At 41.0% G+C, this 22,744-nt stretch carries 26 protein-coding genes; all 26 read left to right on the forward strand.

What is annotated here, in order from left to right; translation table 11 throughout:
• Positions 1-102: 102 nt before the first annotated feature.
• The 26 genes from BMW86_RS00685 (at position 103) to BMW86_RS00805 (ending at position 22,736) form a co-directional block, all read left to right on the forward strand.
• Positions 103-498, forward strand: coding sequence for a ParB N-terminal domain-containing protein (locus BMW86_RS00685; protein ID WP_143056444.1), 396 nt, complete (start codon positions 103-105; stop codon positions 496-498).
• Between the two features lies 1 nt (position 499).
• Positions 500-982: a transposase gene (locus BMW86_RS00690; protein ID WP_089777979.1), complete on the forward strand. Its 483-nt coding sequence runs from the start codon at positions 500-502 to the stop codon at positions 980-982.
• Between the two features lie 50 nt (positions 983-1,032).
• A complete protein-coding gene (locus BMW86_RS00695; protein ID WP_218149087.1) occupies positions 1,033-2,586 on the forward strand; it encodes a hypothetical protein in 1,554 nt (517 codons plus the stop codon).
• A gap of 9 nt (positions 2,587-2,595) precedes the next feature.
• A complete protein-coding gene (locus tag BMW86_RS00700) occupies positions 2,596-3,267 on the forward strand; it encodes a hypothetical protein (RefSeq protein ID WP_089777981.1) in 672 nt (223 codons plus the stop codon).
• Entirely contained in the window at positions 3,267-3,905 is a 639-nt protein-coding gene (locus tag BMW86_RS00705) for a class I SAM-dependent methyltransferase (RefSeq protein WP_089777984.1), read from the forward strand. Before BMW86_RS00700 ends, BMW86_RS00705 begins: the two co-directional genes overlap by 1 nt.
• A gap of 10 nt (positions 3,906-3,915) precedes the next feature.
• On the forward strand, positions 3,916-4,575 hold the full coding sequence (locus BMW86_RS00710) for a hypothetical protein (protein ID WP_089777986.1): 660 nt from the start codon (positions 3,916-3,918) through the stop codon (positions 4,573-4,575).
• Positions 4,572-5,609, forward strand: coding sequence for a glycosyltransferase family protein (locus tag BMW86_RS00715; protein ID WP_089777989.1), 1,038 nt, complete (start codon positions 4,572-4,574; stop codon positions 5,607-5,609). The genes BMW86_RS00710 and BMW86_RS00715 overlap by 4 nt, the downstream gene beginning before the upstream one ends.
• Positions 5,610-5,612: 3 nt before the next feature.
• The gene (locus tag BMW86_RS00720; protein ID WP_089777991.1) at positions 5,613-7,022 is read left to right on the forward strand and encodes a phage portal protein; all 1,410 of its coding nucleotides are present in this window, start codon (positions 5,613-5,615) and stop codon (positions 7,020-7,022) included.
• Positions 7,023-7,024: 2 nt separating this feature from the next.
• Positions 7,025-7,228, forward strand: a complete 204-nt coding sequence (locus tag BMW86_RS00725; RefSeq protein WP_089777993.1) for a hypothetical protein — start codon at positions 7,025-7,027, stop codon at positions 7,226-7,228.
• On the forward strand, positions 7,228-8,277 hold the full coding sequence (locus tag BMW86_RS00730) for a hypothetical protein (protein WP_089777995.1): 1,050 nt from the start codon (positions 7,228-7,230) through the stop codon (positions 8,275-8,277). Before BMW86_RS00725 ends, BMW86_RS00730 begins: the two co-directional genes overlap by 1 nt.
• A 177-nt stretch (positions 8,278-8,454) precedes the next feature.
• Positions 8,455-9,120: a hypothetical protein gene (locus BMW86_RS00735; protein WP_089777997.1), complete on the forward strand. Its 666-nt coding sequence runs from the start codon at positions 8,455-8,457 to the stop codon at positions 9,118-9,120.
• A gap of 3 nt (positions 9,121-9,123) precedes the next feature.
• Complete coding sequence (locus tag BMW86_RS00740) at positions 9,124-9,711, forward strand: hypothetical protein (protein WP_089777999.1); 588 nt, start codon at positions 9,124-9,126, stop codon at positions 9,709-9,711.
• Positions 9,712-9,730: 19 nt separating this feature from the next.
• Positions 9,731-10,831, forward strand: a complete 1,101-nt coding sequence (locus BMW86_RS00745; protein ID WP_089778000.1) for a major capsid protein — start codon at positions 9,731-9,733, stop codon at positions 10,829-10,831.
• Positions 10,832-10,841: 10 nt separating this feature from the next.
• Positions 10,842-11,153: a DUF6706 family protein gene (locus BMW86_RS00750; protein WP_143056445.1), complete on the forward strand. Its 312-nt coding sequence runs from the start codon at positions 10,842-10,844 to the stop codon at positions 11,151-11,153.
• Positions 11,147-11,458 carry a hypothetical protein gene (locus BMW86_RS00755; RefSeq protein WP_089778006.1) on the forward strand — a complete coding sequence of 104 codons (312 nt, stop codon included), beginning with the start codon at positions 11,147-11,149 and terminating at the stop codon, positions 11,456-11,458. The genes BMW86_RS00750 and BMW86_RS00755 overlap by 7 nt, the downstream gene beginning before the upstream one ends.
• A complete protein-coding gene (locus BMW86_RS00760; protein WP_089778008.1) occupies positions 11,449-11,931 on the forward strand; it encodes a hypothetical protein in 483 nt (160 codons plus the stop codon). Before BMW86_RS00755 ends, BMW86_RS00760 begins: the two co-directional genes overlap by 10 nt.
• Positions 11,928-12,344 (forward strand): hypothetical protein, encoded by a 417-nt coding sequence (locus tag BMW86_RS00765; RefSeq protein ID WP_089778010.1) that lies wholly within the window; start codon positions 11,928-11,930, stop codon positions 12,342-12,344. The genes BMW86_RS00760 and BMW86_RS00765 overlap by 4 nt, the downstream gene beginning before the upstream one ends.
• An 11-nt stretch (positions 12,345-12,355) precedes the next feature.
• Complete coding sequence (locus tag BMW86_RS00770; protein WP_089778012.1) at positions 12,356-12,865, forward strand: hypothetical protein; 510 nt, start codon at positions 12,356-12,358, stop codon at positions 12,863-12,865.
• A 3-nt stretch (positions 12,866-12,868) separates the two neighbouring features.
• Positions 12,869-13,375 (forward strand): hypothetical protein, encoded by a 507-nt coding sequence (locus tag BMW86_RS00775; protein WP_089778014.1) that lies wholly within the window; start codon positions 12,869-12,871, stop codon positions 13,373-13,375.
• Positions 13,376-13,410: 35 nt separating this feature from the next.
• Positions 13,411-13,560 carry a hypothetical protein gene (locus tag BMW86_RS32690; RefSeq protein ID WP_177189119.1) on the forward strand — a complete coding sequence of 50 codons (150 nt, stop codon included), beginning with the start codon at positions 13,411-13,413 and terminating at the stop codon, positions 13,558-13,560.
• A gap of 11 nt (positions 13,561-13,571) precedes the next feature.
• A complete protein-coding gene (locus BMW86_RS00780; protein ID WP_089778016.1) occupies positions 13,572-17,912 on the forward strand; it encodes a coiled-coil domain-containing protein in 4,341 nt (1,446 codons plus the stop codon).
• Positions 17,912-18,403: a hypothetical protein gene (locus BMW86_RS00785; protein WP_089778018.1), complete on the forward strand. Its 492-nt coding sequence runs from the start codon at positions 17,912-17,914 to the stop codon at positions 18,401-18,403. The genes BMW86_RS00780 and BMW86_RS00785 overlap by 1 nt, the downstream gene beginning before the upstream one ends.
• Positions 18,400-19,977 (forward strand): phage tail protein, encoded by a 1,578-nt coding sequence (locus BMW86_RS00790; protein ID WP_089778020.1) that lies wholly within the window; start codon positions 18,400-18,402, stop codon positions 19,975-19,977. The genes BMW86_RS00785 and BMW86_RS00790 overlap by 4 nt, the downstream gene beginning before the upstream one ends.
• On the forward strand, positions 19,977-21,302 hold the full coding sequence (locus BMW86_RS00795; RefSeq protein ID WP_089778022.1) for a hypothetical protein: 1,326 nt from the start codon (positions 19,977-19,979) through the stop codon (positions 21,300-21,302). The genes BMW86_RS00790 and BMW86_RS00795 overlap by 1 nt, the downstream gene beginning before the upstream one ends.
• A gap of 52 nt (positions 21,303-21,354) precedes the next feature.
• Positions 21,355-21,738 carry a hypothetical protein gene (locus BMW86_RS00800; protein ID WP_089778023.1) on the forward strand — a complete coding sequence of 128 codons (384 nt, stop codon included), beginning with the start codon at positions 21,355-21,357 and terminating at the stop codon, positions 21,736-21,738.
• On the forward strand, positions 21,735-22,736 hold the full coding sequence (locus BMW86_RS00805) for a hypothetical protein (protein ID WP_089778024.1): 1,002 nt from the start codon (positions 21,735-21,737) through the stop codon (positions 22,734-22,736). Before BMW86_RS00800 ends, BMW86_RS00805 begins: the two co-directional genes overlap by 4 nt.
• The last annotated feature ends 8 nt before the right edge of the window (positions 22,737-22,744 follow it).

Consider the following 22,744-nt stretch of genomic DNA (forward strand, 5'->3'; position numbering starts at 1 on the left):
CCAAATCCGAATAACCCCCGGATTATAAAGGATCACAAATTTGAGAAACTATGTGATAATCTAAGACGCTATCCAAAGCTCTTAGGGCTAAGACCTATTGTCTTGGAAAGTCGAAGGAACCCGATGATATTGGGTGGTAACATGCGTCATGCCGGATTAATTGAGATTGGTTATACTGAAATCCCTTTGGCATGGATAAGGTACGCTGAAGACCTGACGCCTGAAGAGCAGCAGGCATTCATCATCTTAGACAATGTGGGCTTTGGCGAATGGGACATGGAAGCCTTAATCAAAGAATGGAGCAGTGAGCAGCTATCCGATTGGGGTGTAGATATGCCTGTTTTTGATCAGGAAGAGTTGAAAGAACAGGACAATACCATTACAGAAGCTAAACCTACCTACAAGTTAGAGATCATATTTAGTGATGAAGAGGACCAGAAGACAGTACATTCCTACCTCGCCGCTAAAGGGTACCGGTGTAAAATTATAAATAATTAATATGCCTAAGTACACGAAAGCCATAGTGCAAAAGATATGTGAGCTGATTGAGGCGGACGACTATACCGTATCAGAAATTTGCAAACAGGTTGGAATTAACGAGTCCACCTATTTCGGTTGGAAGGCAGACGCAAAGAAAATAGAGTTTTTAGAGGCCATTAAAAAGGCAGAAGAACGAAGGCTTGCAACATTCAAGGCTGCTGCCCGAAGTGGTCTGTTGACGCTCTTAAGGGGCAAAGAATACGAAGAGGTGACTACTGAGTACACAGAGGATAAGGAAGGTAAGCCAAAGATCAAGCACATGAAGAAGGTAAAGAAGGTGATTCTGCCTAATCCTACCAGTGTAATCTTTGCCCTCAAGAACCTGGACGATGAAAACTTCAAAGATCTGATCAAGAATGAACACTCCGGTGGCATCGAGGGATCCTTCCTGCACTTATTGAAAGCTACCAGTTCTCCTGCTGAAGAAAAACCTATGGAATAATTCTATGTCTGAGTTGCGAAAAAGTACGGTTGCTAATTTTGCGCTGTACAATGAAGATAGACTCTCAAATACAGACCAAATTCGATGAGTGGCGCAAGCCTGGTGGTTGGAAAGTATTTTCCAAAGAGATTCTTCGTGTTAGCCTTGATATTGAACAGGAAGCCATACTTGATTCAGTGCAAGTAAACAAAATGACCTCTGTTGCTTCTGGCACATCACGCGGGAAAGACTTCATTTCCGCTGTTGCTGCAATCTGCTTTATGTATCTCACACCCGTTTGGAATGCGAAAGGAGAAATGACCCACAATACAAAGGTTGCACTCACTGCTCCTACTGATAGACAGGTAGGAAATATCATGTTTCCTGAAATATCGCGCTTGTGGAAAAATGCAAAAGTCCTTCCCGGCCGGCTAACAGGATACGATATCCGGACAGATAACGAAGAGTGGTTTCTGACTGGTTTTAAGGCCGATACGAACAATACGGAGGCATGGACAGGGTTTCATGCTGCCAATACCATGTTCGTAGTTACTGAAGCTTCTGGTATGCCTGATAAGGTATTCGATGCAATAGAAGGTAATCTACAGGGTAATAGCCGCCTGCTGATTGTATTCAATCCTAATGTTCTCACCGGGTATGCTGCCAAGTCCCAAAAGTCAAAACGCTGGCACAAGTTCCGGCTAAATAGCATGAATGCTACAAACGTATTGGAGAAGCGAATAGTGATACCTGGTCAAGTGGATTATGACTGGATAAATGACAAGGTAGATGAATGGTGCAGTCAAATTAAGCCTGAAGAGTTCAATGAGGCAGAAGGTGACTTTCAATGGGAAGGCAGATACTACCGGCCCTCAGATCTTTTCCGGGTTAAGGTGTTGGGGATGTTCCCGAAAGAATCGTCTGATAGCCTTATACCTCTTCACTGGATAGAACTGGCAAACAAAAGATGGGAAGAGCATCGACTCAATAACTTCCCAATCGATAATATGCTTCGTCTTGGTGTAGACGTTGCCGGCATGGGTAGGGATAGCTCCTGCTTCTGCCCCCGTTACGGCGATTATGTAGGACAATTGGAAATGCTGCAATCAGGAGGCAAGGCAGAACACATGCAGATTGCAGGTATTACAAAAAACAAGATAGAGCAGCATGCAGATAAGTTCACCGGCAAGAAGGCAAAAGCCTTCATCGATACGATTGGAGAGGGTGCTGGTGTATTCTCCCGGCTCCAGGAGCTAAAGGTACAAGGTATCTACTCCTGCAAGTATTCAGAAGCTGCAACTACAGATGGAGGACAGCCTCTGAAAGACTATACAGATGTTTATGAGTTTGCCAACATGAGAGCTTACCTGCATTGGGCAGTTCGTGACTGGCTCGATCCGCATAAGGGATCAAAGGCAATGCTTCCTCGGGATGATGATCTTGCGACTGAACTCACGGAAGCTACCTGGAAGTTTCAGAGTAATGGTAAAATAATCATAGAGCCAAAGGAAGACATTAAGAAGCGCTTAGGTAAGTCTCCTGATAAGGCAGATGCACTGGCAAACACATTCTATCCAGAATCACAAGAAGAAGCTGTACAGAACCTGTCAGGCATCTTCTTCTAAATATGAAACATGAACAAACAATGCTGGCAATGCCATTGGACTCCAACAAACAATGATTCGAAACCTTTTAGGTTAAACATTATTACACCAACAACCAGGTTGGTTAATCTTAAAAGAATAGGTGAATCTATAAAGTTTGACATTCCTGGAATAAATATAATGTGGGATGTACATATAGACAGTTCAATCAAAGACTTTGAAATACAATCATTAATTAACTCAGGATACAACGGCTCTTACTTTATATCAAAGGTCTCTGGTATTGCAGGTCATGTTCACCGTAACAGTTTATTAATGTTGATTGATTGGAGATCAAGATATGAAGGTCCATCTGTACTTGATGAGTGGATTATGTCCCTCGATGATGATAATATAATGCATCCGGATCTTATTCCTTGGTTGGCGGCAAATATCGGAGTGTTGAATAACTATTCCGGTATCATATTCGACCAAGCATTTAAGAACGGAGTTACCAGGTTGAAAGCAGATCCAGATAAGATCACTGTAGGAAACATTGATACCGCACAGTACATGTTCCGGGGAAGCATTGTTAAGGGCCTACGCTTTGATGAGAGCCGGTACGATGCTGATGGAGTATTCATAGAAGAACTATACGCTCGAAATAAAGACAAGTTTCTCATTGTTAACCAGCCTCTGTGCTACTATAACTATTTACGATAATGGATAACATCAACATTATTGAACATTGTCCGGTACCCATCCTACAAAGTCCTTGGGAATTTAGCAAACTATTGGAAATATATAAGACGCTTAAACCACGAAAAGTAGTAGAGATTGGGTCGTTCTATGGTGGAACTCTTTGGTGGTGGACTAGAATATGGGGAAGAAGATACTATTCAGAATATGGATCTGATACGCCTGTTAATATGCCTGGAAATTGGGGATCTATAGGTAATCTGGAACATTTAACGTCAATAGATTATCCTATTGGCCCATCAGATAGTCGTTATGAAGAAATGCTTCGCTGCCGTGCCATGTGGCCTGAGTGGACAGCCGGCATAGACTTCCACGACATACAGGGGGATTCTCACAACCAGATCACCGTACAACGAGTTAAGCAGCTATACCCGGATAACGATGTAGACTTCCTTTTTATTGATGGTGATCATAGCTATGCCGGTGTGAAAGCTGACTTTGAGAACTACTCTACTTTTGTTCGTCCTGGTGGGTTGATAGTATTTCATGATGTATGTGGACTGCCGGAAGTAAAGCAGTACTGGCAGGAGATCAAAGGCAGCCATAGGGCAACTGAGATCTGTGAGCCGGAAGGTTGGGGTATAGGTATTATAGAAGTCTAAAACCAAAATTATGAATAAGTACTTTATCGCAGTGTATACAAATGCCTGCAAAGATTATTGTGATCGTGAGTTCTTTACCAGGTTGGGAGAACTGCAAGGAGATAACAAAGTCTATGTAATAGACAACACTGATCCTTCAAAGCATGTTTACGTGCCTCAGTTGGCTACATTATGTGCTGATGTGCTTAAAGAACACGAAGTAAGACACCTGAACGTTCAGGCTGATGATCATAAGTTCCATCATAATGTCTGTTTTTCGGTTTCTCAACTGAGAGAAGCCTTCCTTAAAAGTGATTGTGATTATTTCCTGATCATCGAGTCAGATGTTATACCACCAAAGGCCCTGCTTGAACAATTTGATGATACAATTGAAGATCTTCCAGAAGACTGGGGAATAGTTGGCGCTCTGTATTATGAAGGATTCCACGATTATAACAAAATGGGTATCCACCAGACGCATCATGCATTGTCCGGATGTACTGTATACAGACGTGAGGTAGTTGAGTGTCATCCATTCCGTATAAGTGAAGAGAACTGGGGAGCCTTTCCGGATGCATGGATCAGCCATGATGTTAACCAAGAAGGGAAATACAAGATTTTCAGTGATCATGACATAAGGTGTGATCATAGGCAATTCATAGGCAATTCCAGGCAATCAAAAGACATATGATCAAAGCACTCGCACTTTATAAGCCAGATTCAGGCTGTGACTACCACCGCATTACCCTGCCATTTCAGTATGAGGATGGCAGGGTTGATAATGAAGCCTTCGATAAGGCAGGATCTAAACTAAGGAACAAGTTAAAGGTAGCGGAACTGGTTATTTGGAATAGGGATTTCCCTCTCGGTATTGACGCGGCTATTGAGTTTCAAAATAAGTATGGCTTCAAAGTCGTTGTAGATCTGGATGACTACTGGCATCTATATCCACACCACTTCCTTTCTGCTTATTATCGCAGGAATAAGATAGCGGAGATCATGATCCGAAATATCAAGTTAGCAGATGCTGTTACTGTTACCACTACCAGGTTGGCTGATATGGTCCGCCCTTACAATGCCAACGTGCATGTTATTCCCAATGCGCTGCCATATGGTCACGGCCAGTTCAATGATCAGCGTCTACCCGCCCGGGACCACTTCAGTTTTATATATGCCGGCCAGAGATCACATCTGCATGACCTGAAGCAAGTAGCCGGTCCATTAAAGCACATAGCCAGCAAGAACCGGCACGATATCGGATTTATCCTGGCAGGGTATCACCACCACCCGGATGACACATCACTGGTTTGGCCTATGATAGAGGATATCATGAGCGCAAATGGAACTATGCCCAATTATGCTCGGATTGAACAACAAGCATTGGAGGAATACATGAATGTGTACGGCCATGCCGATGCTACTATAGTCCCCCTTGAAAATAACACATTCAATTCATGCAAATCAAACTTGAAGCTGCTTGAAGCTGCTGCAAAGCATCTGCCAGTTATCTGCCAGCAGGTCCCTCCCTACTCAGATTGCGATGCTCCAGTACTATGGGTGAAAAAGTCCCGGGATTGGGTTGAACACATCAGGTACCTTGCAGATAACAGAGAGAAGGCTGCTGAATTGGGAGAACAACTTCATGAATGGGCAACCACCAACTACAATTTATTTGCCTGGAATAAGTACCGATTCGATCTTTATGATCACATTGTAAAACATTAACCCATGGAATTAGAAGAGCTGCAAGTACTTCAATCAGGCAATTATGATGACCTGGTTAAAAAGTTTATAGCTGAAAAACCAAAGAAAAAGGTAGATGCTGCAACTATTAATAAACAGCTAGATCCATCTCAACATGATGTAACCGATAAGACGAAAAGGCAAGATAAAACCATCAAAAAGAAAGATGACAACGGTAAAGATGTAACATCAGTCGTTGAAGTTGCAAGACTTCCAATACCTATGCAAAAAAGGATTGTTCAGGTAGCAGCAGCATTCTTATGTGCTAATCCTATTAAGATGGACTGTCAACCATTGGATGATCCTCAGAAAAATCTATTATACGTAATTAAGAAAACATGGGATGATAATAAATTGGATTATGAATCCATGGGATTAGCCGAAATAATGATGGGTGAGACAGAATGCGCAGAGTTATGGTATGTTGTACCGGCTGATGATCTTTATTGGGCAGGTACTCCAAATGAAGGTGCTGCAAATAGAATGAGGATGAGAGTACTCGCCCCTTCACTTGGAGACACACTTTATCCTGTCTATGATATCACCGGTGACATGATAGCCTTTGGTAGAGGATATATGGTAACTGTAGGAGATAAGACAATTGAGCATTTTGATTTTTATACAGATAAGAATATCGTTTTAGGTTCAAAAGAAGGAGGCGCTTGGACAACAACTCCACAAACAAATGCTACCGGTAAAATACCTATTATATATTATACTCAACCACAGCCAGAATGGACTGATGTACAGCCCGAAATTGATAGAATAGAAACAAGCACCAGTAATAATGCGGACACAAATGATTACTTCGGTAGCCCTATGATGAAAGTGGGAGGAAAAGTAACTGGGTTCTCTGATAAAGGAGAATCAGGAAAAGTAATACAGACTGAAAATGGAGCAACTGTCGAATATCTTACCTGGGAGCAAGCGTCTGAAGCAGTTAAGCTGGAGAATGAACGATTAGAGAAAGTCATATATAGCATGACTGATACTCCAAACATATCATTTGATGAAATGAAGGGGCTTGGTACATTCTCCGGAATTGCTCTGAAGATGTTATTTCTTGCAGCACACTTAAAGGCAGCCCGCAAAGAAGGCATATTTGGTAAGGGGATTCAACGACGGATAAACTTCCTGAAAGCAGCCATGGCAAAGATAAATGTTAGCGCATTTGAGAAGGCATTGACATTAAATATCAAGCCGGTATTCGAATATTACCTGCCTAAAAATATTGAAGAAATAATCGGCTTACTTACAGAAGCAGTAGGTGGTGGCAAGGCCGTAATGAGCCAAGAATCTGCTATTAGACAGAATCCATTAGTTACAGATGCTGATACGGAAATAAAGAAGATGACAGATGAAGGATTGTTTGGAACGGATATAGCAAACGCGTAATTATGATGGTGATTAAAAATAAATATGAAATCACAGCTATAGTATTTCTGAAAACTGATAAAGATCAGCTACCTCGCATCATCACAGCTATCAAAGTCTGTAAAGAAGGAGAATTATTGTATGAGGTGGTGCAAGGCACATTTCAAAGTAATCATTATGAATTTGAACTTGATGCAGAACGCAATATAATTACAGTAACAACCTAATGGACGAGCAAAAGGAATATGGAAAGAAGCTGGTTAAACTCCAGAACCAGAAGGAACGAGAAATACGGGAGTTCTATTATAATGCAATAGTTGATCTGTCTGTTATTGCTGCATCATTACCATATAAAGACACAATATTTAGTCTTGCGTTATACCCTACTCTGAAAAAAAGAGTAGATGAGGTTCTTAAAACACTTGTCTCTAAGATAGAAATCACTATATCGAGTGCAACTGACTTGGCATGGGACCTCTCCGATAAAAAGAATCACATTTTCCTGGATAAAAATCTCAGAGGAATAAAGATACCAGCAGGTATAAAGAAAACCCTATTTGATAGCAATATAAAGGCTAAGCATGCCTTTAAGAACAGGCTCACTAAGGGTCTAAATCTGTCAAAAAGAGTTGTTAAGGCAGTGGAGCCATTCAGACAAGAGCTGGAATATGGACTTGCAGAAGGCATAGCTAACGGCCAGAATGCCAAATCCATGGCTACCAGCATGAAAAAGAACCTGGTAGAGCCGGATAAACTATTTAGGCGTGTGAAAGGACGAAATGGCCGGCTTAGATTATCAAAAGCAGCATTAGCATATAAACCAGGTCAGGGGGTTTACAGATCCAGCTTCAAAAATGCATTACGCATTACCCGCACAGAAACTAATATGTCATACCGGACGGCAGATTTTGAACGGTGGAAATCCCAGCCGTTTGTTGTTGGAATTAAGGTGCAAACTTCGGATGCACATCCTCGTCCGGATATCTGCGACACACTTGAGGGTAATTACCCCAAAGATTTTAAATGGGTAGGATGGCACCCTCACTGTATCTGCTATCAGACACCAATCGTTATTACAGCAGAAGAGATGGATAAGTACGAAGATATGATACTAGGATTAGGTAAATGGGATGGTAAGAGTGTTAACCAGGTAGATGATGTGCCTGCAGAATTCTATAAATATCTCAAGGCAAACAAAGATACTATTAACGGGCTATCCTCTACTCCTTACTGGATAGAAGATAATGAGAAATATATGGGATTGTTAGCAGCTTAAGTTAAAACCAATATTATTTTAAAATATTTTCAATAAAAAGTTTGGGAATAAGTACGGATAGTAATTTTGTTCTTAATTAGTCATCAAAAACATTGTTTGTTAACCCACTTTTTCTTTCTCTCCTACTTACAATGGGTTTGGTGATAACGAATATTCGTAACCAAACTATTCATCTTCATGAAGGAAAAAATCCTTGCACAACTGCGTGTCAAATACCCAGGGGTGCCTAAAGAATTGCTGGGACAAATTGCGGATAAGATGGCCGTAAAAGTAACAGCAGAAGACCAAATACAAGGGGCCATCGGCGAACTTGACAACCTTCCTCTTTCTATTACTGACTATGCTGCATTCCTTCAAAAAGAAGGTGATCGTCGTGCAACAGATGCCCGTAAGGGATATGTGCCTGCAACAGAACAGGATGATGAGAAAAAGGATCCTGCCAATCCAAATCCAAAAGACAAACCTGAAAAGGGTGGTGACTCTGAAATTGCCAAACTTGTTCAGGCTGTAACAGCTCTGACAGCAAAAGTTGACGGGTATGAAAAGAAGGATCAACAAAAATCCTTCTCTCAACAGCTTAATGAAAAACTCATTGAGAAGAAAATACCAGTTGTACTGGCTAAAGGACGTTTGGTTGAAAAGGCAGAAGACATTGAAACAGTATTGGCTGAAATTGAAGCAGACCACAATTCGTATAAGCAAGAACTGGCTAATCAGGGCTTCAGTACGAATACCATCCCCGGTAGCGGCAATTCTGTCAATGTAGAAAAGACAAAGGTAGAGGCAGATATCGGCTCATGGGTCGATAGCCATAAACCACCTACTTCACAAACAAAAGCTTAAACCATGAGTTTACAGTTAACAAAAGAAGTTGTATCCTCTGGCATTCCAATATTTCAGAAGGTTTTTGAAACTGCTCAAGGGGGTTTCACTCTGGATAATACTGGTCTTACAAAAGGGAGTACAATTCCTGCAGGTGCGCCTATTGCATACGATGAATCTACTCGTATGGCAAAGGTGCTTAAAACTGGTCAGGTATATGAAAATGCTGGTGGATCCGCAACTGCTTATAAATTGAAAAAAGGGTCCCTGTTCAACATTGGCGACTATATAGGCAATGTAGTCGGTGGTAAGGCATATGCTATTACTGCAATTGACACAACTGGTTCAAACGTTTACGATACACTTACTGTAGGCACTTCTATCGGTGCTGTTACTGCAGGTGATGGCGTATTCCAATCAAGTGCTACAGGCGCAACAAGTGCGGCTTTATCTGTAACACCTCGCGGGTTACTCAATGAAGATGTTACCATTTCAACTGATGCTGATTTATCAGTAGTAGTTCGTGGTACCGTCTATGAACGCCGCGCACCTGGATATACCACAGGTATCAAAACATTATTGCCGCTGATCATTTTCTCACAATCATTCTAAATCATAGGAGGACTAAAAAATGGCAAAATTAAAATCAATTTTCGGCGCTTATGCTGATAGCATGCAGCTGATGATCGACCGTAGCCAGGACAGATTCGCTCCTACCTGGTTTCCAAGTGTATTTGGTTGGGCGCCTCCACAGGTAAGCCTGACCTATACCTCAATATTAGGAGCTTCCCGCATTGAAGCTGCGGCTTCTGTAGTAAGCAGAAACTCCAGCACTCCATTAAGAGCGCGTGGAGAACTCTCAAAATTATCAGGAGCTATTCCTGCTATTAAAGAGATGTTCAACATGACAGAGGATGATTACCGCGACTTTCTGACAATGCAAAGTATGCAAGTGTCAGATACGGTAAGACGTGATCAGATGCTCGATCTGATTTTCAATGATGTATTGAAAGTAGGTAATGCAGCAATGAAGCGTATTGATTATATGGTCCTTGAAGGATTGAGTACGGGTAAGGTAAGCCTCACTACACTGAACAACCCTGATGGTGTCATTCTTACTCAGGCGCTTGATCTCCTTATGCCTCCTGGCAACATTAAGCAATCTGCCGTGACCTGGGATACTGCAGCATCCGCAACCCCAATTACAGATATACAAACTGTAAAGAAGGCTGCACAGGATGCTGGCAGATCAATAGACAGGATCCTGATGAGTGATGTCTTATGGATGAAATTCATCAAGACTAAAGAGGTAATAGATACCATGCTGTCGTTCCTGTATGGTCCTAAAGCCGGCTCCGGACTTAATCCTGTCGCAGTAACTACTCTGGATCGTGTAAATGAATTCCTTTCAGCTAATCGCTTACCTGTAATTGAAATAATAGATCAGGTAGTCGGTATTGAAAAGGATGGCATTATAACACCAATGCGTCCATTCAATGAGGATAATGCTGTTTTTGTTCCAAGTGGCCCATTAGGTACCATTAAGAATGCAATTGCTATTGAACAGGTAAAACCTGTGGCTGGCGTAAGCTATGCCTCATATCAACGCGCATTGATTTCAAAATGGAGTGCAAACGAGCCTTATGGAGAATGGACAAAATCCGAATTGAACGCTTTCCCAAGCTTCGATACGATTGATGGCATTTTCCTGCTTAATGCAGTTCACGATTAATCATTTTGAAATGACGAACAAGGAATACTTAACGCTTCAGTTGGGAAAGTTCGGAGTAACATCTGATGAGATAGACTTACTCATGATAGAGCAGGGCATTGACGGGGATGCTGTAGTATCAAATACTACAGCCCTTAAAACTGCTATGTACTATCAGATACCAGCCATGCTTGCGGGTATTAAGGATATCTCAGAAGGTGGCTATTCAGAAAAATGGAATTATGCCGGCATCAAAGCGTGGTATTCCTGGTTGGCTAATGAACTGGGCTTACCTGATAACTTAACTGCTACACCTACTATAACCGGCATCAAACCATGGTAGTTCAATACCCACATACCCTCACTGCTACAATCGTCGCTGAGTCACATCAGGATGATGATGGTAATTGGGTACCTGGTAGCGATACTACAAGGGAAATCAAATGCCGGGTTGAACCGAATGGTGGCGGCAGGCAGGTACAGGTTGCAGATGGAAGTCTAATCGTGTATTCATCAATAGTGTATATGCCAAGAGGGACTACTCCACTACAAGATGGTACACGAGTAAGTATTACCAGCAGCCCAGTTACTGCCGGTGCAGTGCTGCGTTTCTCTCAGGGGCAATTGAATTCCCGGCTATGGCTGTAATAAAGATCAAGCCTAAGTTTACTGCTGCTCAAATAGAAAAGCTATTAAATGGTAAACTGGATTTGATTAGTAAAGCATATTTCGAAAGGCTTCAATACATAGGAGAAAACTTTGTCAAGAATGCCAGAGAGAATGCAACTTTCACTGATCGAACTGGCAACCTTCGAAACTCAATAGGATACATCATTCTAAAAGATGGCAAACAACTGATTTCAAACTTCAGGAAAACAACATCAGGGGATGGAGAAACAAAAATTGAGGGTAAGGGAGGTTTTCAGATTGGCCAGGAGAAGGCCCAAGAGATCGGAGAGAAATTTCCTAAAGGATTTGTTCTTATCTGTGTTGCCGGGATGAATTACGCAGCTGCTGTTGAGAGCCTTGGATTTGACGTTATTGCTAGTTCAAGCATCATCGCAAAGGATGAATTGAAGAAAGCTATTGAGAGCATCTTTAAGAAGATTCAAAGACTATGATCACGACATTGAAGGCAATTGATATCGTTTGGAAGAGGCTCAACGAAAGCCCGCTTAAAACTGCCGTAAATGGCGGTGTGTATAAGCAGAAACGTCCATTGAATTCAAAGAAGGAAGATGTAATCATCAATAGCCCAACCATTGTAAACCTACAGCTACAGGAAGGGTTAATAAATGTCAACATTCATGTACCTAACCTGCTGCTTAGTAATAATGGAGCGCAAGACAACTCTCAGCCTGATCATGTACGCCTGGAACAATTAGCCGACATAGCCGCTTCGTCATTAACAGATGTATGGTCTGATGATGGTCAAATTAATTATGACATACAAAGTCAGACTGTGTTCGAAGATGAACAAACAAACGCCCATTACGTAAACTTTCGAATAACATTTTATTCAGTAAATATTTAAACTGTTAACCCATGGCTGGAAAAGCTAGAATAGGTCTGAAAAAAATTGAGTTCGGTGATGTCGCTGGTGACGGCGGCATGGGAACCGCACTCACAGAATTCGGTGCTACCGTGAGTGATACCGCGGTATTATCAAACGATTCTCCTAACGTTACAGACTTCAATATTGAAGAACAAACTGCACCATTTTTTACGGCTACCGTAGATGGTAAGTTGTCAATCAAGTGGAGTTCTTATAATGTGGAACCTGCTGCCCTGGTCCGTGTAAAAGGCGGAACTGTTACAGTAGATGCTAGTGGTAATAATACCTGGAACAAACCTGCTGACACACCAAATATTGAGGTATCCTGTAAAGTAACCATGAAAGATGGCACTATCATCCAGATACCTCGCGGTAATATTACTGCTGTTTTCCAGTGGAACCTGCAAAAAAACAAACTGGCTCAGGTGGATCTGACGTTGTATGCTTTGCTTCCTACAAAAGACAATACACCGGAGATATCTATCACAACACCATCGTAACCCATGCAGGAAAAGCAAGTATTATTCGATACAGCTGACACCATACTCGATAAAGCCATCCGGATTGATGTGGACGTATTAAACCCAAGGTGGTGGGAACGATTAGGAATTAAATTACGCTGGTTGCCGGCAAAACGAACATTCCATATCAAACCTGCCACCTTAGGAAATATGATTCGCATATCCAGGCTTCTTTTGGATATTGATGTGATGCCTTACAAAGGAGATCTTACTACGCTTGACGCAAACTACCAGGTACTCAATAAGCATGGGGATGCTTTAGCGGAAGTTATAGCAACTGCTATTGTCAATACTAAATCAGGTCCTACAAAAAGTATGATTTCCTTCATCAAGGAAAACCTCACCAGCTCTGAATTGATGGACATTGCTATGGTTATCGTCAAGCAATTGAATGTTGTGCCTTTTATGACTACTATCATCTCCATTCGCGGAGTGAGCCTACTAAATCCAAAGGAGAAAATAGCCTTTGGGGGACCATCGGAGGACTAATAAAGTACTTCCGGTTAACCGGTCAAAATGGTACGTTGGAATACATTCTTTGGGAAATCAGCTGGCCCAATGTATTAATGCTTTCTGCTACTATACCTCAATACAAAAAAGACTCGGATGATATAGATGATGAGGATGCAGAAGAGTTATCAGGATCTAATCTGAGTGGATTTTTAGGCTTATAAATTTTATTTGGATGGGAGTAGAGGTATTCGATGGTTCATTACAGTTCACGGCTGGAATTGATTTTTCAGAAACTGAAGATCAGGTAGCTGCTGAAGCTGAAAAGCTTAAAAAGAGTTTCAATGAAATAGCCGAATCCGTTAATGAGGCTAATAAGGCGATGTATGCTGCTGCCGTAACTGCTGCCAATGCCTTTGATACCAAACCTATTGAAGAAGTAGATGAGAAGTTCAGAGGTCTGTCAAATACAGTATCTGAATTTCTCAATAGCACGTTTGGGGTTGAAAAGATAAAAGAGCTTGATGAGCAACTTAAAGGCGTTGCTACTGATGCCGAAGGCCTTAATGTAATATTAAAGTTCCTTACCGATAATGAACAGCAACTTGGTAAAACATCCGAGGCCGCTGTAGATCTCCGCAATAAGATAAAAGACCTTCAAGATGTAGTCAATCAGGGTTCCACGCAAGATATTGCACAAAATGTATCTCAAAACCTCGAAACTACTGCACAAGCTATAAAGGGCGCTATCACTCCTTTGGGTGAACTTAATGATCAATATGCAGCGCTGGATGCGAAAGCTACACAGCTTGAAGAAACACTTAAATCAGCTTCTACTCCGGAGTCCATTACTCAACTGAAAGATGAACTTGGAAAAGTATATGAACAATTGGATGTTGTTCAGGCGAAGATGATCAAGTTAAATGGTTCTGCCGGGTATGGAAACGTTGGCAATGCTCCTGATAAAATAGATATAAACACTTCCTCTCAGGATCAACTCAAGGCTAAATTAAAAGAGCTTACTGATTATGCAACCAGGTTAAGAGAAGCATTAACTCTTGCACCTGCAGAAGCATCCGTTCAACAATACAATGATTCACTTGCTGAAACGAAGTCACAAATCAATGAAATTACCGGGGCATTATCAGAAACCGAAGGGAAGGCACAAACGGCATCTGCCAGGTTGAGAGAGATCAAAGAGATTCTTGCAACCATGGAGCCTACGGACCTGGGATTTCAAGATCTGATTGATGAAGCTGCAGAGTTACAAAGCAATATTCAGAATGTTCGCAATGAGATCAGGCTTACTGGATCCAATACATCAGGCATTACAGCTGCAAAAGCAGGTGTTAATGGCCTGGTAGGTGCATTTACTGCTACCAGTTCTGCAATAGCCCTTTTTTCAGGCAGCAACGAGCAGTTGCAGCAGACAATGGCAAAGTTATTTGCTGTACTTACCCTTGTAGGTGGAGCGGAGCAGTTTCTTGCCCTGGTAAATAAGGAGAGCGCCGTTTCACAATACCTGCTGGCTACGTATAGAAGGCTCACCGCTGTTGCATCTACCGAAGAAGCAGCTGCGGCTGTCGTTGCAGCTGGTGCAGAAACCGCACAGGCAGTAGCAACTGAAGGTGCAGCCGCTGCACAATGGAGCCTAAATGATGCTATTGCCGCCAACCCTGTAGGAGCATTGTTGATCGCAGTTACAGCAGTAGTTGGTGCCATAGGATATCTGATAGAAAATACGAAAAGCGAAACAGAGAAAGCCATCGAACTCAATAAAGCTCTTGCTGAGACACAAGAGTTACTTAATGAATTATCAGGTTTACAGGCCCTTGCGGGCAGTGATCGCGTTCAAAACTATCAGAATGCTGTTACCCTTGCACAAGCTCAGGGTAAATCAGAAAAAGAAATACTTGATTTAAAGGTTAAAGCAAATAATGCATCTAGGGAAGAAGCGATTAAGCAACTCGCATTCCTAGATGTAGATAAACAGAAGTTGGGCATAATGGAAGCCCAGCTTGAAAATATTATTCAGCAAAAAAGCTTTATTGTTTCTATACCTGAAGCTGATCGTACAAAAGAGCAAAAGAAGCAGCTTGAATTGCTTGAATCCCAGGAGAAGAGGCTCAAATCAATATTTGATTACTCAAAAGGCATTGCCGACACTTTAGAATCAGGTAATGCTAAGTCTGAAGAACTGGCGGCAGAACAGGCAAAGAAGGCAAAAGACAATGCGGTAAAATCTGCTACCGCTGCAGTTGAAGCGAGAGTATCAATAGCAAGAGAGGGATCCTTCCAGGAATTGAGAGCGCAGATCGCCGCTATTGAAGCAGAAAGAAAGGCACAATTAGCCAACGTCAATCTTACAGCAGGAGAAATTCAGAAGATCAATGCAGATGCTGCCCGTGCAACTTATGATCTAAATAGACAGATACTTATTAAAGGACTGGATGATCAGGAGAACTATGCTAAAGCTACGCTTGCCCGTACTAAGAAAGGCAGCTTTGAAGAGTTTAATGCCAAGTCCGCACTTATTGACATCCAAGCAGAAAAAGAAATAGCACAAGCAAATGGCAATGCTTCTAAAATAGCAGAGATAACTGCTACCAGAGATCGTGATATTTTAGAAAATACTAAAAAATATAACTTCTCCGCTTCTGAGGCAGATATCAGCACAAATATTTCTACCCTTAATACAAAATTATCTGCTGCACAAAAATGGTCCGATGATGAACTTGATATAAAGAAGCAGCTCATTGATAAACAAGAACAACTTGATATTGCTAAAGTGCAAAGCCAAATTGAAGATGAAAAGCTACTTGCATCGAAAATATTGGAGATACACTCAAATAATCTTGTTGAAAAGAAAAAGTTAGATGATAAATATACCGATCATCAGTTACGAGTTATTCTTGAAAATTTAGATGCAGCAGCAGCAGCACAAATAGCCTCATTTCAAGAGATTATAGACAATCCAACTGTAATCACATTACAAAAATTGTTTGCTGAAAAATCAGAGATTGATGTAAATAAAACTACTGTTTTAGCAAAAATAAAGGCACTTCAAGTAGCGATATTAAACTCTAAAGGGGATATAAGTAATTATATAAAAGAACTGAACAAACTAAATGCAGAACTACAAAAGTTAAACGGCCAATCAAAAAATACAGATAGTAAAATAAATATTGAACAATACAAGGAAATAGCCAAAGTTTTTCAGTCCGTATCTACCGGATTAGAATCAATTGCCTCTTCAATAGGAGATACTAATTCAGGACTATCAAACACTATTTCTGGGCTAGGAAAACTTGCCTCTTCATTGTCTTCTGTTTACAGTAGTATGGGGCAGGAGCATAGTACTGGGGATAAAATTTCTGGAGTTATTCAGGGAGCTTTACAGCTTACTTCTATGCTTATCAGTGCTGCGGCTCAACGTGCTAAAGCTGAAAAGCAGTTCACTCAAGACTTAATTAACCAGCAAGAGCAATATAATCTTTCACTTAATGAAGCTATCAGACTAAATGCTCAACTGAAGGGAAATGTATTCCTAGTTAATTATCAGGGACAACTGAGGGATGGAATTAATGCTCTAACAGATGCTCAGTCTAAATATCAGGAAGCTATTAAGGCCCTTTCTGATGGTCAAGCTAAGGTTGGTTTAAGGAATGCTGTTGATTGGGGAAATGTATTAAAAGGTGCAGGAACTGGAGCAGTAGCAGGGGCTGCGTTTGGGCCAATTGGAGCAGCAATAGGAGCTGTTGTAGGTGGGATTGTAGGTCTTTTTTCAAAGAAGAAAAAAGATGTATACACAGCACTACTTTCTGAATATCCCGAATTGCTTCAAAAGACAGATGATGGTGTAATAGAAGTAAATAAAGATTTAGCAAAGACACTCATACAAAATAACCTGGTAAGTGATTCCACAAAAGTACTTATACAGGATACACTTGACTGGCAAGATGCCATTGATAAAGCGAACGACCAAATTAAAAATATAATTTCTGACTTAGCTGGTGATCTCGGAGGCGATCTAAGAAATGCATTAGTAGATGCCTTTGAGCAAGGTACCGATTCAGCTAAGGCATTCGCAGAATCTGTGCAAAAAACATTAGACAATATTATTACCCAAATGATATTCAATAATGTATTTGGGTCTGCATTTGATGCTCTTCAAAAGGAGATGCAAGATTCATTTAAGCAAGGTGGGGATATGAATTGGCAGGATGATCTTACTAATTTCTTTAAGCAATACTCAGGCCTTACATCACAATTTGATGATCAGCTAAAAGCCGCACAGGAAGCAGCAGAACAGGCAGGACTTTCAATTCTACAGAATCCTAATAATGACCAAAACGTCAACAGTCTTTCCGGAGCAATAAAAGGTATTACAGAACAACAGGCGGACTTATTGGCGGGACAGTTCGGAGGACTCCGGCAGACCGGCATGCAACAGCTGCAGGTAATGAATCAACATTTGATGATACTCAATGATATCAAAGGGGATACATCTTACTTGGTGAGCATAGATAGCAGGTTGAGATTATTGGAAACACAAGGAATAAAACTCAGATCATAATGGGATATCCTACAGGACAATATTGGATGGATGGAAAGGACCTGTACCTGGTATACGGTGTTACCATAGAGTCGGGTAGTGATGACTTACTGAAATTTCCGAAGAGAAAAAGTAGTATAAGTCATGACTGGCAAGATGAGAATGGGATTGACGTAGATCTATCTCGCGTATACTTTGAATCACGTCCTGTTACATTGAGTTGCAACTTAATTGTATCTACGCCAGAGGAATTCAGAATAAAATATAACGCATTCATTGCAATGCTTGTACAACCAGATTTGAGAAGATTGGAACTTGCTGAATTTGGAACTTCTTACTATGTGTATTATAGTGAATGTCCAAGTTTCACCAGGTATACACGTATTAAAATAGGAATAAATGCTGGAAAGGTAGCGTGTAAGTTTCAGATAAATTTGATAGAGAAGAATCCTACCGTTGATGCCAGCAATGTGTTCATTATTACTGACGATAATAGATTCCTGATCACATGATTGCTATCGACATAAAAAGAAATGGTTCACCAGATCCGGTAATTATTACTACGATCAAACCGGATAGCAATAGCAATCAGAGTAAGGCTGTAATGGGTGACAATGTGATCAATCTTCAATTTGATCTCAGCACTTATATCCTCTTTCGTATAGGTGATTGGTGTGAAGTGTATGGAGAAAAATACTATATCAACAAATTACCTGTAATCAAGAAGCAATCAAAGTACTTCTATGAATACAACCTGACCATGCAGGCCGCCTATTACGATCTGGCAAAGGTTCAATATATGTTCCTGAATGAAGATAATGAACTACAGGAGGGTGATTTCTCGTTGATGGGTAACCCATCTTCTTTTATTGACCTGCTTATACAAAATGCAAATAGGATAGGCAGCGGCTGGCTAAAGGGGGAAGTGATCGTTGCTGATTATGTGAACATGAGTTTTCAAGCAGAGAGTTGTCTGGAAGTACTCAGCCGGCTGGCAACTCAATTCAATACTGAATACAAAATAGAAGGTAAAACAATACACCTGGCGAAGAAACAAAAGGATACCGGATATACCTTCCGTATTGGGAAAGATAGAGGTCTGTATGATATTACCAGATCTAATTTGGATAGTTCTAACGTCATCACCAGGTTATATGCATTCGGTTCAGATAAGAACCTTCCTCCTGATTACAGAAACTATTCAACCAGGTTAAAACTACCGGTATCTGTTGGTGAAATATATCTGGAGAAGAATACCGCACTGTATGGAACGATAGAGCATACTGAGATATTTGATACAATATATCCACATCGTACCGGTAAGGTGACCGCTGTAGATGCTACAAATTTCTATAGGTTCAAAGACCTTACCATTGATTTCAACGTGAATGATTACCTGCTACCCGGTGTAAGTGCAAAGGTCACTTTCAATACTGGTCAGCTGGCCGGTTACACATTCGATATTCAGAAGTTTGATAACAGCACTAAGGAATTCACTGTACTAAAAAACAAAAATGAAAAAAGCATTGATGTACCCAGCGTGGACTTCCGGCCGGCCATTGCGGACCTATATGTGTTGGTGGATATCCAGATGCCGGAGAGCTATGTTACAGCGGCAGAGGAAGAATTGAGAATAAAAGCGCAAGCCTGGTTAGATGCTAATAGCGATCCGTTACTAACATACGCATTAACGGTAGATCCTGTTTACATGAGAAAAAGAAGGATCACTCCGGACATAGGCAATATGGTGTATATCATGGATACGGAATTGGAAGTAAGCCGGCAGATCCGGATCACATCATTTACACGATCCTTTGAGGATATGTATAGTTACCAGTTTGTATTGAGTGATACTGTTTCGTCTAACCCGATTGCGGATCTGTATTCAGGGCAGGGTGCAACCGGTCGTGATATCAATGATATCAACGGCTCATTGAATAATAAGGCCAGTGAGAATAATCTGGTAGGAGATGTCACTATTGACCAGGGTACATTGATTATACTGGACATTACAACGCCCCCCATTGGCGTAACGTTAACCCCGCTTTCTATCGGCAGCGATGGGAAGCTATATAAATCAAGTTAATGTCACAAATAGCTTTCAGCGGTACAATAACAGAGACAGGACAGGCTATTGCCGGTGTTATGGATCTGCCAACTGCCAGGCATAATGAATTGCCTACGTTCACAGATATTCAGGATGATGACATCCTCGGAGGAATGGATGTAAGTGAAAATAAGACAAAATATATGACCATTGATCAGCTGAGAAGTAAGCTGATTGGTGAGGGCATTCCTCAGACACCGGTACTTAACAACGGCATAATAGAGCTTACAGTTGATCCAACACATGTAGACAACCTCAGATGGGACCTGCCAAGTATTTCAGGTCAGGAGTTTACCTTGGAGCGTCGTGGTGTCGGCATGTTGCAAACGACTGAGTATAATATAATTTCCACCGGTGGATTCATTCTCACAGGAACGTCTCCTGTAATGAAGTTGAATGAAACATTCATCCTGACATTAACCAAGCTACAGGGTGGTGATACTGATATCATAAACAATTCAGGATCCTTCATCACTGGAATGGTATTAGTTACTACTAATACTTCTTGGGCAGATGCGCACAAGAATAAGCTGATCAATATCTCCGGCGGCACAAATAAAGTCACTTATAACTTGCCAGATATTAGCGATGTTCCTGAGAATACTCTCATACCTATTGAAACTAATATCAATAACACTTATCAGGCTACAATTGCAACTACTGCCGGACAGCTGATATACTTCGCAGGATCCGGGTATTCTCAAATGTGGATGGGTATAGGTGATAATCTTTGGTTATACCGGGGAACAGATGGATGGTATGTGGTCACAGCTTACGGAAATTACCTGACAGTTGGAGAGGTGATTTTTGGATACAACCAACCGAAAAATACCATTATAGCTGAAGGTCAGCTTCTGAGAAAAGATTCCTATCCCCGGCTTTGGGCATATGCTCAATCTGTTGGTGCAAGTTTCATTACAGATGCAGAATGGAATGAGTTAGATACCGATGGAAATCCAATCAGAAAAGGATGTTTCGCTCTTGCACCAACAGGTGATACAGATAACTTCCGTGTACCAGATTTACGTGGAGCATTTGCCAGATTTTCAAATCGTAGTGATGGGCTGGATCAAAATGGCAGAACATTTGATTTCCCAGGCGGATATCAGAAAGATGCTGTAAAAGCGCATATACATGGCGTTGAGAATGAAGAAGGAAACGATAATCTTGGCGGAGGTGGATGGTTGGCATCTAGTAATGGCACTGTGGGAGGATATAATAATAACCATGCAAGGACACAATCTTTTGGTAGTGCAGAGAACACAGTAAAGAACTATTCCTTCCTGCCACTGATAAAATGCTGATCTCAGAATAAGTACGGATTGTAATTTTGATTTGTTTGTTAACTGTTAATCCATGAGTGACTTTCAAGATATAAATGTTTGGCAGAAGTTGAATGGTAAGATACAAGCCATGAATGAATTTTCATTGCCTGAAATAGCAGATGGATTTCCTGATCCGACATCTGATAATGCTGTGGGCATGAAAGATGGTGTACAATATAAATGGAATCGCCTTACATCTATATGGGAACCATTAGGTGGAGATATTAGATCTGTAGAGATAGACACACCAACCGATAGCGATGCATTGACAAAGGCATATATGAATACTACCTATCCTGATAATAAGATTGTCACTTTTACAACACTCACAAATTATCCTGATCAAATAGCAGTATTACAGCGTGTAGGATTATCTGATTGGTACATTAATTTATACGGAAACAAACTGACATGAGAAACAGGTTATTATTATTATTTATGCTGTTTTCAGGCGCTATTAGTGCTCAGAAATATCAGAGTGCGCCAAATACCAAGGCTCCATTTATCAAGGCCGATTCGGGCCTTACATTGCCAGCTGATACACTTGTATCTATTATTAATTCAAAAGATAGTTGCAGGAGAGTAGCTATTTACAACAACAATTTCTATCGTTTTGATTGCAATCTGCAAAAATGGATACGGTTATATGACGAAACAAGCTTTTCTATTAATGCATTAAATTATATAAAAGATCAGTTCTCTATATTTAATACAGATAGCTTCAAAATTCAAGGTATTGGTTGGTTTAAAGAGCCGGAAAATGGAGGAGCTCCTTCAGATGCTATAAGAATTCAGAGAGGCAGCGATACTACAAGTGCTGTCTTAAGATTTTATGATCAAAATGGCACTCCGCGAGGATACATAGGTATGTCCTCAAGGAAAAATAATGCAATAGCAGTATATAACCCATATGGATCATTACGCTTTTTTGCTTCGGATACCGCAGACATTGGATTCGGTATTGCGAACGGCGGTTCACCTATTAGTACCAGGTATCATAACGGTAAGTGGCTGTTTGATATATTCAAAGGATCGGGCGTAAAAGATACGGCGGTGTATACAATACAAGTCAGTACCAACGACTCTATAAATGCTTGGATTGATAATGGTCTATATGTCGACACCTATTATGAAAATGAAATTACCGTAACAGGGAATTACACATTTGATATTACAACATCTTTTGTAATTGTCGATGCAGTCAGTGCGACTATAACCCTACCACGGCCCACATTAGTTAAGGGCAGAAGGTTCTTTGTTCGTACCAATTTGGGATCACAAACAGCAACACTTTTCACTCCCATAGGGCAGATTGAAACATCTGCCGGGGTGTATGGTAACAATATAACCATCACAGGTATCCCACCTAATAGCTACATCAGCGATGGAACAAATTGGAGAATAGCATACTAAAAAATATA

This window comes from Chitinophaga sp. YR573 (assembly GCF_900110995.1).
Classification (GTDB): Bacteria; Bacteroidota; Bacteroidia; order Chitinophagales; family Chitinophagaceae; genus Chitinophaga.